Origin of the sequence: Nocardia vaccinii NBRC 15922 (assembly GCF_001613305.1) — a bacterium.
GTDB lineage: Bacteria > Actinomycetota > Actinomycetes > Mycobacteriales > Mycobacteriaceae > Nocardia > Nocardia vaccinii.
The window spans coordinates 164,203-180,215 of sequence record NZ_BDCC01000028.1; the positions used below are offsets into that span (position 1 = coordinate 164,203).

The following is a 16,013-nucleotide window of genomic DNA, read 5'->3' on the forward strand; positions in this document are numbered from 1 at the left end:
CCGAGGGAGGCGCAGGCATGTTCAATCGGACGATCGTCGCGCGCACACTCACCGCCTGTGCGCTGGCCGCACTGCTGAGCACCGCCGCCTGTGCTGGATCGGGCGGCAAATCCGGCGGTCCGGCCACCAGTAGCAGTCGCCCACCCACCGTTACCCAGGCTGTCACCGCCACCTACCAGCGCTTCTTCGACGGGGCGACCCCCGCCGACCAGAAGATCGCACTGCTGGAGAACGGCCAGGCCTTCGCGGCCACCATCAAGGCCCAGGCCGATTCCTCGATGGCCAAGAGCACCACCGCGACGGTGTCCAATGTGGCCAGTTCGGGCACCGACCACGCCGATGTCACCTTCACCATCCTGTTCAACGGCAAACCCGCGCTGGCCGGGCAGTCCGGGACGGCGGTCCGGATCGAGGGCGCCTGGAAGGTCACCGCGGCGACGTTCTGCGCCCTGCTGACCCTCGAGGGCAACCCGCCGCCGGCCTGTGCCGCGCCGAGCCCCACGCAGCCACCCGCGCCGACGTCCTGAGCCGGACATGTCTCGCACATCTCCCGCACGAGGGCATCGAAATCGTTGTGGCACAACATGATATCGCGAGTACCCGCGCGGGGCGGCGCCGAGCGGCCGCGGGTCGCGCTCACCGTCGTGACCGCCGTGCTGTTCGTGACGTTCCTGGACACCACGATCGTCAGCGTCACCCTCGGCAATATCCAATCCGATGTGCACGCCGGGGTGGTATCGCTGCAGTGGGTGGTCAACGCCTACACCCTGGTATTCGCGAGCCTGATGCTGACCGCGGGTTCGCTGGGCGACCGCTGGGGCCGCAAACGCGTGATGATCGCCGGATTGGTGATCTTCTGTGCGGGATCGGTGATTTCGGCGCTGGCCGGGTCGGTCGCGGTGCTGATCGCCGGGCGCGGGGTGATGGGCCTGGGCGCGGCTGCCTCCGAGCCCGGGACGCTGTCGGTGATCCGGCACATTTATCCCGAGCGCAGCGCGCGGGCAAAGGCGCTGGGGGCGTGGGCGGCGGTCTCGGGGCTGGCGCTGGCCGCCGGACCCGTCGTGGGCGGTCTGCTGATCGGCGCGTTCGGCTGGCGATCGGTGTTCTGGTTCAACCTGATCATCGGTGCGGTGGTGCTGGTCGCCGCGTCGCGCTACGTCCCCGAGAGCTCGGATCCGCGGCCGGGTCCGGTCGATCTGCCCGGATTCGTCCTGGGCGCGACATTTCTCGCGTGTGTGATCTACGCGGCCATCTCCGGTGAACAGATCGGCTACAGCGCCGCCTCGGTGATCACGCTGTTCGCCGTGGGCGGCATCGCCGGCGTGGGGTTCCTGGTGGCGGAGGCCAGGGCTCGCAATCCGATGTTCGACTTCGCCTATCTGCGAAGGCCTTTGGTGCGCAGCGCGCTGATCGTCGCGTTCGCGGTGTATTTCGGCATCTTCTCGATCTTCTTCTTCACCGCGCTGTATCTGCAGGAGGTGGTGAATTATTCGGGCTGGCGGATCGCGGCCGTCTTCGCGCCGATGGCGGTGGCCATCATCGGCGGCTCGCTGATCTCCGGCTTCTGGGTGGCCTCGCGCGGTTCGCGCACGCCGATGATCGCGGGTTGCGTACTCGGTGGTGCGGGAATTCTGCTGACCCGTGAACTCCTCGGCGGCACCGTACATTTCACCCCGCTGGCGCTGGCGCTGATGCTCGCCGGGATAGGTTTCGGCGTCGCGGTAGTGCCGCTGACCTCGGCGGTGCTGTCCGGTGTCCCCGCCGAACATTCGGGCATGGCGGCCGCGGCCACCAACACCGTGCGCCAGGTCGGCGCGGTCGTCGGCGTCGCGGCCCTCGGATCGCTGGTCAACTCGTTCCTCAACTCCGACTTGACCTCTCGGCTGAATCAGTTGCAGATTCCGGCGAACTTCCAGGCCATCGTGATCGACGCGATCGAGACCGGTAACGTCCCCGCGGGCGGTGATCAGGCCGCCTCGGCGGCCTACGGGCCCATCGTCGACAAGGTCATCACCGCCACCTACGCGGCGTTCCATCGCGGACTCGATGTGGCGCTGCTGGTTTCGGCCGTCATGATGCTCCTCGCCGCGGTGCTGACCGCGATCTCGCTGCCTCGTTTCGATCGCGCGGGATACGAATACGACACCTGACGGCTCCGGAATTCCGGCCGTGTCCGGCGAGCCGGAAAGCGCGGATTCAGTTGCGCAGCAAAGCGATCAGCGTCGGATCGGCGGCCAGGCCGGGCAGTGATTCGACGAGCATGTCGATCAACTGCTCGCGGGTGACCGTCTCCGCGGTGAGCCAGCTCAGCGTGACCTCCTCGACGAAGGCGATCCACCCGCGCACGGCCAATTCCAGCCGGGGCCGGTCCGGATGGTCCGAGGGCAGCGGGATCTCGGCCATGATGCGGTCGGCCTGCGCGCCGCGGGTCGCATCGACCAGGGCCATGAGTTCGGTACCGGCGGGACGCCGCAGCAGGGCCAGATAGGAGGTGCGGTTCTCGCTGACGTACTCCACGTAGCGGCGCACCGCGTCGCGCAGCATATCGCCCAGCTCGAGGCGGCGGTCCGGTTCGGTGCGGGCAAGCAGCTCGGCATTCGCGTTGGCCACGATCGCCAGCTGGAATTCCTGTTTGGAGGAGAAGTAGTGGAACAGCAGGCCGCGGGAGATCCCGGCCTGCTCGGCGACCTCGCCGATCGAAATATCCTCCAGCGCGCGTTCGCGCAGCATCCGGGTGCCCAGGGTGATCAGCTGACGACGGCGTTCGTCGGGGCTCAGGCGCACCCGCTTACCGTTCCTGCCCGCAGTTCTTCCCGTCACGGCGACCATCTTACTGAACGTGAGTCAATACTGTTGACTCCGGCTCAATAAGCCCTTACGCTCGGATACATGAGTCGCAAGGTTACAGACAGTGGTGTCGGTGATCAGGGGGAGCCGGCCCGCCACGTGCACGTCCTGATCGTCGGCAGTGGCTTCTCCGGGCTGGGCATGGCCATCCGGCTCAGTCGGCAGGGCGTGCGGGATTATCTGGTGCTCGAGCGCGGCGGCGACGTCGGCGGCACCTGGCGGGACAACACCTATCCCGGCGCGGCATGCGATGTGCCCTCGCAGCTGTACTCGTACTCCTTCGCGCTCAATCCGGAGTGGTCGCGGTCGTTCTCCAAGCAGCCGGAGATCCAGCGCTACATCAGGGGCGTTGCCGAGCGGTACGGCGTGCGCGACAAGCACCTGTTCGACTGCGAGATGACCGGTGCGCGCTGGAACGATGCCGAGGCCCGCTGGGAGGTGCAGACCAGCCGGGGCGAGTTCACCGCCGACATTCTGATCTCCGCGGTCGGCGCGCTGTGCGAGCCGAATCTGCCGGATATCAAGGGCATCAACACCTTCGACGGGCAGATCTTCCACTCCGCGCGCTGGGATCACGATGCGGAGCTGGCGGGTAAGCGAGTCGCGGTGATCGGCACGGGCGCTTCGGCGATTCAGATCGTGCCCTCGATCGCGCCGAAGGTGGCGCACCTGGATCTGTATCAGCGCACCGCGCCGTGGCTGCTGCCGCGCATGGACCGGCCGTACACGCTGCCGGAGCGGCTGGCCTTCAAATACGTTCCGGGCGTACAGAAGTTGTCCCGCGCGGCCATCTACGCCGCCCGCGAGACGCAGGTCGTCGGCCTGGCCAAATTCCCGCCCGCGATGCTGGCGCTGGAGGCCATCGCCCGCGCCAAGCTGCGCTACGAGGTGCGCGATCGCGAATTGCGCAAGAAGGTCACCCCGAATTTCCGCATCGGCTGCAAGCGCATGCTGATCTCCAACGACTACTACCCGGCGCTGGTCCGCGACAACGTCGACGTGGTCACCGACGGCATCGCCGAGATTCGTCCCGGCTCGATCGTGACCAAGGACGGCGCCGAGCGCGAGGTCGACGCCATTATCGTGGCCACCGGCTTCCACGTCACCGATTCACCTGTGTACGAGACGATTTCGGGTCGCGACGGGCGCACCCTGACCGAGGTCTTCGAGGAGGGCGGTCAGCAGGCGTACAAGGGTTCGGCGATCGCCAACTTCCCGAACATGTTCTTCCTGCTCGGCCCGAACGTCGGCCTGGGGCACACCTCGATGGTGTACATGATCGAATCGCAGATCAACTACATCGCCGACGCGGTCGCCACCTTCGACCGCGCGGGTTTGCGCACCGTCGAGGTGCGCAAGGACACCCAGGACACCTTCAACAGCGCTTTGCAGGACAAGCTGGCCGGCAGCGTGTGGAGCACCGGCGGCTGCGCGAGCTGGTATCTGGACAAGCACGGCAACAACACCACGCTGTGGCCGGATTTCACGTTCCGATTCCGTAGGCTGCTGGAAATGTTCGACGTCGCGGCGTATCGGACCAGCGCCGCGGCCGATTCCGACACATCCGGGGCGCAGGCGCGCCCCGAAGCGAAAGTGGTGACAGGCAAGTGAGCAACGACGCGTACTTCACCGGCAAGGTCTGTGTGATCACCGGCGCCGGATCGGGGATCGGGCGCGCACTGGCGGAGAATCTGGCCCGCCGCGGCGCGAAACTCGCTCTCTCCGACATCGATACCGATGGGCTGGCCGAAACCGTCCGGCGCTGTGAGGCATTGGGCGCACAGGTCAAGTCCGATCGGCTGAACGTCGCCGAGCGCGAGGCCGTACTGCTCTACGCCGACGAGGTGAAGAAGCACTACGGCGTCATCCATCAGATCTACAACAACGCCGGCATCGCCTTCCACGGCGAGGTGATCGACTCGCAGTTCAAGGACATCGAGCGGATCATGGATGTCGACTTCTGGGGAGTCGTCAACGGCACCAAGGCATTTCTGCCGCATCTGATCGAATCCGGCGCGGGGCACGTGATCAACGTGTCCAGTCTGTTCGGGCTCATCGCCATCCCCGGCCAAAGCGCTTACAACGCGGCCAAATTCGCGGTGCGCGGCTTCACCGAATCGCTGCGCCAGGAGATGATGGCGCGCAAGCAGCCGGTCAAGGTCACCTGCGTGCACCCCGGCGGCATCAAGACCGCCGTGGCGCGCAACGCCACCTACGCCGAGGGGATCGACGCCCAACAGTTCGCCTCGTTCTTCGACAAGCAGTTGGCACTGCACACCCCGGAGATGGCCGCGCAGACCATCACCGAGGGCGTGGCCAAGGGCCACGGCCGGGTGCTGATCGGCTGGGAGGCGAAGGCTTTGGACCTGTTCGTGCGGACCACCGGCTCGTATTACCAACGGATCGCCAATCTGGTGAACCGGCGGTTCCTGCCCTGATCGGTATGAGAGTTCCCGCCATGCCCGCTGTTTCGCTGCCGCTGCCGATCGCCCGCGCGGTCCTGCACCCGATGTTCCGATACGCGATGCACGCCCGCCTGCCGTGGGTCGTGCAGCGCGCACTGCTGGACGCCGGTTCGGCGCTGCAGGTGCTTCCACCGGGCACCCGGGTGCACCGGATGCGCCTGGGCGCTCGCCCGGCCGAGCGGATCGGCTCCGGTTCGGACGCCGGTGCGGGTGCGCTGCTGTATCTGCACGGCGGCGGCTACACCATCGGTTCGATCGCCACGCACCGCTCGCTGGCCGCGCATCTGGCCCGCGAACTCGGGCGTCCGGTGTATCTGCTGGATTACCGGCTCGCTCCCGAACATCCGTATCCGGCCGCCCTCGACGACGCCGAGGCCGCCTACCTGGCGCTGCTGTCCACCGGCTTGCGTCCGGAAAGCCTTGCGGTAGCAGGTGATTCGGCTGGCGGCGGGCTGTCGTTGGCGCTGGCCCGCCGTCTGATCGACCGGCACGAAATCCGGCCCGCCGCACTGGGTTTGATCGCGCCGTGGTCCGATCCGAACGAATACGCGCCGCGGCAGCGGGATCTGGTGGTCAGCCGGCCCTGGTCGCGGGCCTGCGCCGCAGCCTATCTCGGTGACGGTGACGCTCTGGATCCCGGCTACGCACCGCTGCTGGGTGAGCTGAGCGGACTGCCGCCGATCTACGTCCAGGCGGACGAGGGCGAGATGCTGTACACCCAGTGCCTGCGTCTGGTGGCGGCGTTACGCGAGGCCGCCGTGCCGACGCGGTTCTCGGTGACGCACGGTCTGTGGCACGTGGCCCAGCTTCAGGCCTCGCTGGTCGCCCCGGCGGCGGTCGCGATGCGCGAGCTCGCCGATTTCCTCGGTGAATCGCTGCAACCTGCGCAAACCCGACCATAGGATGATGTGCGGACGATCCGGCGCCGGGAGACGGCCCGGTCGCGGCCACTGTGGCGGTCCCGCGTCGGCCGCTGGGTCGGCTAGCGTAAATTACTGGTGAGTAAACCACGTGGAAGGGCACCGATGCGAGAGTTCGAAGTCCCGGCTACCTACACCATCCCCGAAGACGTCAACGTTTCCGACGGCGTCTTCCGGCATGCCGAGCGCACGCCCGGCCTGGTGGTGTTCAACAGGCCGGACGGTAAGGGCGGCTGGACCGATGTGACTGCCAAGCAGTTCGCGCAGACCGTCACCGGTGTGGCGAAAGGGCTGATCGCCACCGGCATCGAACTCGGCGACCGCGTCGCGATCCTGGCTTCCACCCAGTACGACTGGGTCGTCGTCGATTTCGCCATCTGGGCCGCGGGCGGTTGCACCGTCGCGATCTTCGACAGCTCCTCGGCCGAGCAGGCCAAGTGGATCCTGCAGGATTCGGCGACCAAGCTGCTGGTCGTCGAGACGCCCAAGCAGCGCGCGATGATCGGCGAGATCGAGTCGGCGCTGCCGGAATTGCAGGAGACGCTGCTGCTGAGCGGCGGTGTGAGCGGGTCAGCGCCCCCGCTCACGCCCAATGGATACGGCGCGGTCGAGGAATTCACTCGTCGGGGTGCGGATCTCGACGATGCTGTCGTGCACGAGCGACGCGCTCAGGTCAAGGCCGCCTCCCCGGCGACCCTGATCTATACCTCGGGCACCACCGGGCGTCCCAAGGGCGTCATGCTCTCGCACGCGAATCTCTATGCCGAATCGGCCGCGGACCGTGCGGTCATGCCGCACGATCTGCGGCCGGGCAAGCGCTCGCTGCTGTTCCTGCCATTGGCCCACGTCTTCGCGCGGGCGGTGGCGCTGGCCGCGTTCGACGCGGGTGTCACCGTCGCGCACACCGCCGACTGGTCCACCCTGGTCGAGCAGTTCGGCCGGTACAAGCCCGATTTCATCCTCTCGGTGCCGCGCGTATTCGAGAAGGTGTTCAACGGCGCGAAGCAGAAGGCACACGACGGCGGCAAGGGCGCGATCTTCGACGCTGCGGCCGATACCGCCATCGCCTACAGTCAGGCCCTGGACAACGGCAAGCCCGGTCTCGTGCTGAAGCTGAAGCACACGATCTTCGACAAACTGGTGTACGGCAAGCTGCGCGAGGCGATGGGCGGTCGATGCGAGTCCGCGGTCTCCGGCGGCGGCCCGCTCAGCGCCCGGCTCGGACATTTCTTCCGCGGGGCGGGCGTCAACATTCGCGAGGGTTACGGCCTGACCGAGACCACCGCGGCCATTACGGTGAACACGCCCCAGTACACCCGCGTCGGAACGGTTGGCCGTCCGCTGCCCGGCCACGGCGCCAAGGTGGCCGATGACGGCGAACTGCTGGTGCGCGGCCCGGTCGTATTCTCCGGCTATTGGGGTAACGACGCGGCCACCGAGGACGCCTTCGCCGACGGCTGGTTCAAGACCGGCGACCTGGGTGCGATCGATGCGGACGGTTTCATCACGATCACCGGCCGCAAGAAGGAAATCCTGGTCACCGCGGGCGGCAAGAACGTCTCCCCGGCCCTGCTCGAGGATTCGCTGCGCTCGAACCCGCTGATCAGCCAGGTCATGGTGGTCGGTGACGGCAAACCCTTCATCGGCGCGCTGATCACCCTGGACGCGGAGGCGCTGCCCGGCTGGAAGGACCGCCACAACCTCCCGGCGGACACCCCGATCGAGAAGCTGATCGAGAACCCGGACCTCGTCGCGGAGATCGACGCCGCCGTCGCCGACACCAACAAACTGGTCTCCCACGCCGAGGCCATCAAGAAGATCCGCATCCTGCCGGTCGACTGGACCGAAGAGGGCGGGGAGCTGACGCCCAAGATGTCGCTCAAGCGCGCGGTCGTGATGAAAAACCACGCCGCCGACGTGGAGGCCATCTACGGCTGAGTCCTGCCGCGGGACAATGAATTCGGCGACGGACGGCCCAACCGCGTACTGCGGTTGGGCCGTCCGTGCCGAATCGTGGCGTCGTGATTTGTCCTGCGGCCGTTCAGCCTTCGGTGTCCGCGCTGGATCCCAGACGGTCCGCGCCCCAGCTGCGGTGGATGTATCCGGTCACGCGCTCGAGTTCATCGGGGGCCACCGAGGCCGATTCACCGGGCTCGAGCGGGTCGAAATGGAAGATGTACAGGCGTGAGGCGAACTGTTCGAAGGGCAGGGAGGCTTCACCGGGGCGCTCGCCGTGCCCGGACGTGCCGACGACCACGCCGTCACCCCAGTCCTGCCCGCTGTCGTTGTTGGGGTTGTAGAAGTAGACCCGCATCCGGTCCTGAGGGTCGAGGCTGACCCGCAGGATGGTGATCGCATGCCAGCCCACGAACCTGGCCGCACTGTCGGTGACGGCGATACCGGCGGGCTGCGGGTGGATCAGCGGCTGGTTGCCGTTGTAGAACGGGTGATAGCCGGCGTAGAAGTGCCGCAGGAACTCGTCCAGGTCGGTCAGCGCGCCGGTGGCCACGTCGACGTTGATCCGGAATCCGCGTCCGGACCACCAGCCGTGGAATTCCGGATTGATCCAGCGGTGTGGATCGCCCTCGCGGCCGATGCAGCGCCGCCCCATCTCCGCGTAGATCCGGTCGAGATGCGGTACCACCAGCAGTGATACCGGGTCCAGGTCGACGGTCAGCGTGGTCGCGCCCCCCGGCGCGAGCTCCCGTGAGGAGATGGCCTGCCCTTCGAAATGCATGACGACCTCGTCGTCACGCGCTGCCCAGGCCACGGTCTGCAACAGATAGTCGGGATCGTTGTAGGCCCACATCGATAGTGCGCGCGCCGATTGGCACGTGGGGTTGTCGCCCTGCCCGACGCCCAGCGGCAGGCCCAGGATGGACAACACACCCGAGAGCAGCCAGGCCCCCGCGTCGGGGGAGGGGCCGAACACCTGGGTCAACCGGGCGCGCGAGTCGGCCGACAACTCCAGCCCGAGCTGCCGCCACATCGCGGGTGCGACCGGCGGTTGGTACAGGATGCCGCGTTCGAGCAGCGATGCGAGACCGTAGACGCACTGGGCCGTTTCGGGGTGCACGGCCCGCTCGATGAGGGTGCGGACGAGCTCGTGGTAGCAGAGCAGACAGTCACGCCCGGTGCTGGACAGGCCCATCGCCTCGGCGAGCAGATATTCACCCCTGCCGAGCAGATGGCGCAGCAGCGTCGCGTGATATGGCGAGACCAATCCGGTGTCGTGCATGGACCGCGCGAAACCCGTTGCCTCGGACTGCAACGCGGCGTCGTCCATCGCTTCGAGCCGGGCGCGGTAGACCTCGACGCCGGGATCCTCCCGGCATGTGTCGGTGGTGCCGTAGAGACTGCTGATCAGTCTGTCCGCGCCGAGCGCGCCGGCGCCCAGATCGATATCGGGATTGGCTCGCGCCACGGCGATCTGGGTGATCATCCGCTTGACCGAATCGACCTGAATGGGGCGCTGGCGCAGGATGCGCCAGATCTCGTCGATCAGATTCTCGAGCACCTTCTCGTACCCGATCTCCTGAACCAGGTGGCGCAGCAGTTCCCGGGAGGCCAGAGCCATGCGGCCCTGCTGTTCGCGCTCCGCCTCCGAGGGCGGAGTGAACAACAGGGACAGATTGGTCGCCAGCACCTGCGAAAGGTGGTCGTGGGCTGCTTCGGCCGATACCGAGGGATGCGCGTACTCGCCCTTGGCGACGGCCAGCAGACGCAGATCGCTGACCGTCTCGAGCACCATGGTATCGGGGTTGGGGCTGCGCAGTGAACCCGTGCTCAGGGCCGGAATCAGGATCTCCGGTGTCGCCCAGTCCGTCCCGAGGAACAGTCCGGCCGCTTCGAGCCCGGCCGCGCGTGCCCGCACCGCCGCGCAGCCGCCGGGGAGGGGCAGCACCCGCCGTAGTGTGCCCAGAACCCTCGTCAGCTTGACCTGCTTACCGAATTCGGCGGCGGCCGCGAGGGATCCGGTGGCATCGTCCAGCGCGGCAAGGCGTTTGCCCAACGCCGTGCTGTCGCTGCTGAGTGGACTCAATTTCCGGTCCTCCCGTGAGCCGTTGCGGTCGAACGGATTCAAATGTAGAAGTCGAGTTCTTCCTGCCGCTTCAACAGATTTCGGAGAGTGTACGGGTCCTCTCCGAAGAAGTACAGTACGCCCCAATGGTTTCCGAACGCGGTGCGTTTGGTCACCATTTCTTCCAGGGGCGGGGTGAGCTCGTGCGAATCGAAGTAGTCGTGGTCCTCGGTTTCCTCGGGTATGGCCAGGCGACTGACCACGCGCCGCCGCGGATAAACTCCGAAGCATCCCGCATGCCCTTTCGCGTCCACCACCTCCTTCGGGAAGAAGGCCTCGATCTCCTCGGCGGTCGTCTTCGGATCGAACGCCAGCACCAGCGCGTGGTACGCATTGAACCCGTAGCATCGCTCGAGTAGTTCGAACACCTTGAAACCCGGTGGCCGGTAGGCGACCTCGCCGAAGTACATCTCGCCGTCGCTGGTGACGAAGTATTCGGGATGCACGAAGCCGAATTCGATATCGAACGTCTTGATCAACTTCTCGATCTGCCGGGTGATCTCCGGTCGATACCGCTCCAGCTCCGGCGTGGCCGGAACGAACACCGAATACCCGAGAGTCACGTATTCGGAGATGTTCAGGAAACAGATCTTGCCGTCGTGGATCCACGCCTCGACGGCGAATTCCCAACCGTCCAGATGTGATTCCATCAGGACCGGAAATTCCTCGTCGGGTATCGAATCGATCTCGTCGGGTGTGCGGATGACGCGATGTCCCAGGCAGCCCGCCTTGTCGAAGGCCTTGAGGTGGATCGGGTCGTTGGGATCGCCGTCGAGTTTGAGCAGGGTCTGATTGACTCGTTTGAGGAAGCGGATGACGTCGTCGCGCTCGTGGGCTTCCTCGAAGATCCCGACGCGAATACCGCCGAGCTGTGCGCGGCGCTTCATCAGCGACTTGTCGCGCAACAGCATCGCCTGCCCCAGCAGGCGAGGGTTCTCCAGCAGTACCGAGTTGATCGCCCCGGCCCATTCCACGGTCTCCTCGAAGATCGGAATGGCGACGTCGACGCCCCTGTTCTTCAGCGTCTCGGCGATCTCCATCGAGCGATCGTTGAGTCGCTCGAAATTCCAGCAGATATAAGGAATCTGGTGTTCGGTGCAGTATTCCTCTGCCCACTCCGGGGCCACCACGACATAGCGCCTGTCGAAACGATCCACCGCTTCGACGGCGCTCAAACTCCAGCCCAGCAGGGCGACATAACCTTTGTCCGGGTTACGGATCTCCGATTCCCGTGTTGAAGTCGACAAGACCGGTCTCCTCTCGACCCCAGGATCCAGCATGTCGATTCGGGGGCCGTCATCGCGGATATCGCGGTGCGATCGGTGTGCTACGCGCTATCCGTATCTCTTGCCGCTGACGGAGTGTCCCGATATCCTCGTCGATACCGGTATCCGGCGGCTGCATGATCGAAACGGCTTCCGGGCGTTGGGTATTGGACCGGACCCGTTTCGCCGTCATTGTCTGCGAGTACCCAGCAAGGTGCCCTGTCAAACGGAAGCGGTTCGTCCGATCCCGAAAACGTGGTGCGATCGGATGCGCGGGCGGGACACTACCACGCCGTGAAAATGTCGGCAGCAGAACGGATTTCGGTCGGGGCATATCCCACTGTCGGAATGCGGAAAGACCGGCACCGCCCTGGGCGGTGCCGGTCCGGCGACGCGAGCAGGAGATTCGGTTACCCGACCGGGCCCTGGGCGAGTTTCGTCTGGGCGGACCGGGCCTGCCCGTCCTGGTCGGTGAACTTCAGGGTGACCGTATCGCCGGGGTGATGTTGATCCATGGCGTCGGTGAGTTCCAGGGCGGAGCCGACCGCGGTGTTGTCGACGCCGGTGATCACGTCGCCGGGCGCCAGACCCAATTCCTCGGCGGGGCCGCCGGCGACGATATTGCGGACCAGCGCACCGCCGTCGGTATCGCTCACCGAGACGCCGAGGAAGGCGGACTGCCCGATGTGCACGGTGCTCGAGCCCTTACCGGCTCGAATCTGCTTGGCGATGGTCAATGCCTTGTTGATCGGAATGGCGAAGCCCTGCCCGCCGCCTTGCCCGCTCACGGTGCCCAAGCGGAAGCCCTGTGAGGCGGCGGTGTCCACGCCGACGACCTGTCCCGCACTGTTGATCAGCGGACCACCCGAATCGCCCGGCTGGATATTCGCCGCGACCTGGATGAGTCCGGTCAGCTTCTCCGAGGCCCCCGCGGCCTCGTCGCTCGCGGTGATCGAACGGTCCAGCCCGGTGACCTGCCCGGCCGACGCGGTCGGGCTGCCGGTGCCGCCCGCATTGCCGAGGCCGACGATGGCGTCGCCGACCGCCACCCGATCCGAATCGCCCAGCGGCGCGGTCCGCAGGCCCGATGCTCCCGACAACCGAACTACCGCGAGATCGTCGGAACGGTCGTAGCCGACCACCGTCGCGGGATAGGTTCTGCCGTTCCCCAGGTCGGTGACCGAGATCTTGGTGGCGCCCTCCACGACGTGGTTGTTGGTCAGGATCTCACCGTCGGAGGTGAGCACGATTCCGGTGCCCGCGCCCGCACCGTTCTGCAGGCCCAGTTGGGTGTCGATGTTGACGATTCCAGGGACGACCTTGTTCGCCGCGGCGGTGAGGTCCGCGGTGCTGGTCTGTGAATCGATCGGCTGCGACACGATGCCCGGCGATTGCGCCAACGGCGATCGCGTGCCCGCGCCGTTCATGGTCGATCGCGCCGCGACCATGCCGATGGTCACCGCCAGAACCAGTACGATCGCGGCCACGACGGTGAAGCCCAGCCCGTGGCGGGGTGGACGGTCACCCTGTGGGGCATGCGGTCCGTAAGGTGCTCCGTACGGGCCCGGCTGCCCGGGCCTGCTCCCCTGATTCGGATACACGGTCATCACGTCCTTTTGGTCAGGAACCTCTGCGTCAATTAAGCGCGCCGTTCCTGAGAGTGGGCTGGGGGGATGCCGTGGAACCGCCACAGTGAGCGTTGCCATATCCGCACTGCCCCGACGACGGATCGCGTGCCGTATTTCTCGTGCCGCATTTCTGACGAATCCGTGACGGTCCGGATTCCGGCCTTCTCGGCCGGTCATGGGGACCCGCACCGGCAGTACGCTCACGCTATGACCTCCTCGGGTACGCGCGGGACCTCGTCGAGCACCGGCACGACACGGCGCGGCGACACCCGCCCCCGGACCGATCCCGACTCGGCCGGATCGGGATTGCGCACGGCCGCCGGCATCCTCACCGCGGGATTCGCCCTCGGGGCGGCGGAGCTGGTGGCGGCCCTGATCGGATCGGGCAGTGCGCCACTGACCGCACTGGGCGGAACCGTGGTGGACCACACCCCCGACCGCGTGCGGGAATGGGTGATCGGCATCGTCGGCACCAACGACAAACTGGTGCTGTTCATTCTGATGGTGGCCGTCGCGGTCATCGTGGCGGCCTTCGCCGGCCGCGTCGAACAATCGCGTCGCCCGGTCGGTTCCGTGTTGTTCGCAATCTTCGGGCTGGTCACGGCTGGTATCGCGGTGACAAGGCCGGGCGCGTCCTGGCCGTGGGTGCTGCCCTCGGTGATCGGGGTCGGTCTGGCGATCGTGGTGCTGCGCGGGCTGATTCGGCGGGTCGAGGCGTACGAATCCAAGGTCGCGGTCGAGAGTGGTTCGGCCGCAGAGGTTTCCGGCCATGTTCCGGCCGAAACCGGCTCCGGGGCAGCGGATTCCGGTGCGGCGGATCGGAAGGGCGAGATCGCTTCGGATGCGGCAGTTACCTACGGTGCGACGACTTCCGGCTCCGGCGCCGAGATCGACCGGCGCGGCCTGATCCGCGCGCTCGCCGGTGTCGGGGCGATCGCGGTGGCCGCCGGGGTGGCGGGCCGGTTCATCGGATCCAAACTGCACAGCGTCTCGGCCGAGCGTGCCACCGTGCAACTGCCGGTCGCGCCCACGCCCCAGCCGCCGATCGATCCCGCGGCCGATCTGCGCATCCCCGGCCTGACCCCGTTTCTCACCTCCGACCGCGACTTCTACCGGATCGATACCGCGCTCACCGTCCCGCAGGTCAGCACCGAGTCCTGGACGTTACGCGTGCACGGCATGGTGGAACGCGAAATCCGGCTCGACTACAACGATTTGAAGGCGCGCCGTCCGATCGAACGACTGGTGACGTTGACCTGCGTCTCGAATCCGGTGGGTGGGGATCTGATCGGTAACGCCCGATGGCTCGGCTACTCCCTGGCCGATCTGCTCGCCGAGGCCGGACCCCATCCGGACGCCGATATGGTGCTCTCCCGCAGTGTGGACGGATTCACCGCGGGCAGTCCGCTGGCCACCCTCATCGATGGCCGCGACGCCATGCTGGCCATCGGAATGAACGGCGAACCGCTGCCCATCGAACACGGCTATCCGGTGCGACTCGTTGTTCCCGGCTTGTACGGCTACGTCTCGGCGACCAAATGGGTAACCGATATCGAGATCACGAGATTCGATCGGGCTCGCGCGTATTGGACCGAACGAGGCTGGTCCGAGCGCGGCCCGATCAAAACCGGCACCCGCATCGATACCCCGAAGGACGGCGCATCGGTGGGTCGCGGCCGGGTAGCGGTCGCGGGCGTCGCCTGGGCCCAGCACCGCGGCATCAACACGGTCGAGGTCCAGATCGACGACGGCCCTTGGCAATCCGCACGCCTGGCCGCCGAACCCAGCGTCGACACCTGGCGACAGTGGGTCTACGACTGGACCCCGACCTCCGGCACGCACACCATCCGCGCCCGCGCCACCGACGGCACCGGCCAGGTGCAGACCTCCGAAGTCCGGGATGTCGTCCCGGACGGTGCCACCGGCTACCCGTCGATCACCGTTCGGGCGGGATGATGCACACCCTGGCAGCCCGGCTCACGGCCGGTCCACCTGGTCGGAGCCGACGCTGCTGTATTCGGCGGGCCGCGCGCTGGGTGTGATCTCGTAGCCGAGGTTCACATCGTGGGTGAGGTTCGCTCCGTTGATCCACACCTGACTGCTGACCTGCGGATATCCACGCGCCACCACGGTGTAGTCGCCCGCGGGCAGATCCGGGATGCGGTAATTGCCCTCGGTATCGGTGAACACCGAGCTCACCACCCGGCCCGTCGAATCCAGAACCGACACCTGCGCATCGGCGACCACGTCCGAATCCGACCAGGCCCGGCCGCTGAGTACTGCCATCGACGCCAGCTCGATGTCGTAGCGCAGCGTGCCCGACTCCGGAACGCGGAGGGTCGTGGCGTGCGGCTGCCGGCCCTCGGCCACCGCGACCAGGGTATATGTCCCCGCGATCGTGCCCTGGCAGGCATAGGCGCCGTCGTCGCCGGTCACCCCGGCGGTGACGACCTCGCCGCGGGTATCGGTCAGCGTGATCGTGACTCCGGCCAGCGGCTGCCCGCCACCGGCGGTGACCACGCCCGACAGCTCGCCGTTTCCGCTCAGGGTCAACTCCCACAGGGCGTCGCGGTCGCCGGCGGTGACCGCGACCGCGGCAGGCTGATGCCCGCTCGCCGAGGCGATCAGTACGTACTGCCCGGCACTCGGGGCCGCGATGCGGTAGATCCCGTAGTCACCGGCGCCACGGGCGACCTGATGTCCGTGTTGATCGATCAGCGTGAGCGCCGCACCCGACACCGGCCGCCCGTCCTCCCGGTGTACACGCACCGACAGCGGTTTTTCGCCTCCGTCGGCCGGGGCCGCGA

12 protein-coding genes are annotated in these 16,013 nt (G+C 66.9%); 7 read left to right on the top strand and 5 right to left on the bottom strand.

The window, feature by feature from the left end; translation table 11 throughout:
• The first annotated feature begins 17 nt into the window (after positions 1–17).
• Entirely contained in the window at positions 18–527 is a 510-nt protein-coding gene (locus NV1_RS19355; protein ID WP_067893188.1) for an MTB12 C-terminal domain-containing protein, read from the top strand.
• Positions 528–584: 57 nt separating this feature from the next.
• Complete coding sequence (locus tag NV1_RS19360) at positions 585–2,150, top strand: MFS transporter (protein ID WP_067893190.1); 1,566 nt, start codon at positions 585–587, stop codon at positions 2,148–2,150.
• 46 nt (positions 2,151–2,196) lie between these two features.
• Here the strand turns inward: NV1_RS19360 and NV1_RS19365 are convergent, their stop codons facing one another.
• Positions 2,197–2,829: a TetR/AcrR family transcriptional regulator gene (locus NV1_RS19365; RefSeq protein ID WP_067893192.1), complete on the bottom strand. Its 633-nt coding sequence runs from the start codon at positions 2,827–2,829 to the stop codon at positions 2,197–2,199.
• 60 nt (positions 2,830–2,889) lie between these two features.
• On the opposite strand from NV1_RS19365, the gene NV1_RS19370 reads away from it, so the two are divergent.
• The 4 genes from NV1_RS19370 to NV1_RS19385 all read left to right on the top strand — a co-directional run bounded on the left by NV1_RS19370 (position 2,890) and on the right by NV1_RS19385 (position 8,170).
• On the top strand, positions 2,890–4,458 hold the full coding sequence (locus NV1_RS19370; RefSeq protein ID WP_067893194.1) for a flavin-containing monooxygenase: 1,569 nt from the start codon (positions 2,890–2,892) through the stop codon (positions 4,456–4,458).
• The gene (locus NV1_RS19375; protein ID WP_067893196.1) at positions 4,455–5,285 is read left to right on the top strand and encodes an SDR family NAD(P)-dependent oxidoreductase; all 831 of its coding nucleotides are present in this window, start codon (positions 4,455–4,457) and stop codon (positions 5,283–5,285) included. Before NV1_RS19370 ends, NV1_RS19375 begins: the two co-directional genes overlap by 4 nt.
• A 20-nt stretch (positions 5,286–5,305) precedes the next feature.
• Positions 5,306–6,214, top strand: a complete 909-nt coding sequence (locus tag NV1_RS19380) for an alpha/beta hydrolase (protein WP_067893198.1) — start codon at positions 5,306–5,308, stop codon at positions 6,212–6,214.
• Positions 6,215–6,337: 123 nt separating this feature from the next.
• The gene (locus NV1_RS19385; RefSeq protein ID WP_067893200.1) at positions 6,338–8,170 is read left to right on the top strand and encodes an AMP-dependent synthetase/ligase; all 1,833 of its coding nucleotides are present in this window, start codon (positions 6,338–6,340) and stop codon (positions 8,168–8,170) included.
• Between the two features lie 103 nt (positions 8,171–8,273).
• Here NV1_RS19385 and NV1_RS19390 read toward each other — a convergent pair whose 3' ends face one another.
• The 3 genes from NV1_RS19390 to NV1_RS19400 form a co-directional block, all read right to left on the bottom strand.
• A complete protein-coding gene (locus NV1_RS19390; RefSeq protein ID WP_067893294.1) occupies positions 8,274–10,274 on the bottom strand; it encodes a hypothetical protein in 2,001 nt (666 codons plus the stop codon).
• Between the two features lie 38 nt (positions 10,275–10,312).
• Entirely contained in the window at positions 10,313–11,353 is a 1,041-nt protein-coding gene (locus NV1_RS19395; protein WP_373864632.1) for an ATP-grasp domain-containing protein, read from the bottom strand.
• A 635-nt stretch (positions 11,354–11,988) separates the two neighbouring features.
• Positions 11,989–13,185, bottom strand: coding sequence for a S1C family serine protease (locus NV1_RS19400; protein ID WP_245713799.1), 1,197 nt, complete (start codon positions 13,183–13,185; stop codon positions 11,989–11,991).
• 228 nt (positions 13,186–13,413) lie between these two features.
• Here NV1_RS19400 and NV1_RS19405 point away from each other — a divergent pair, with 228 nt between their 5' ends.
• Positions 13,414–15,162, top strand: coding sequence for a molybdopterin-dependent oxidoreductase (locus tag NV1_RS19405; RefSeq protein WP_084525526.1), 1,749 nt, complete (start codon positions 13,414–13,416; stop codon positions 15,160–15,162).
• Between the two features lie 21 nt (positions 15,163–15,183).
• Here NV1_RS19405 and NV1_RS45750 read toward each other — a convergent pair whose 3' ends face one another.
• On the bottom strand, positions 15,184–15,975 hold the full coding sequence (locus tag NV1_RS45750; RefSeq protein ID WP_245713801.1) for an MSCRAMM family protein: 792 nt from the start codon (positions 15,973–15,975) through the stop codon (positions 15,184–15,186).
• Between the last annotated feature and the right edge of the window lie 38 nt (positions 15,976–16,013).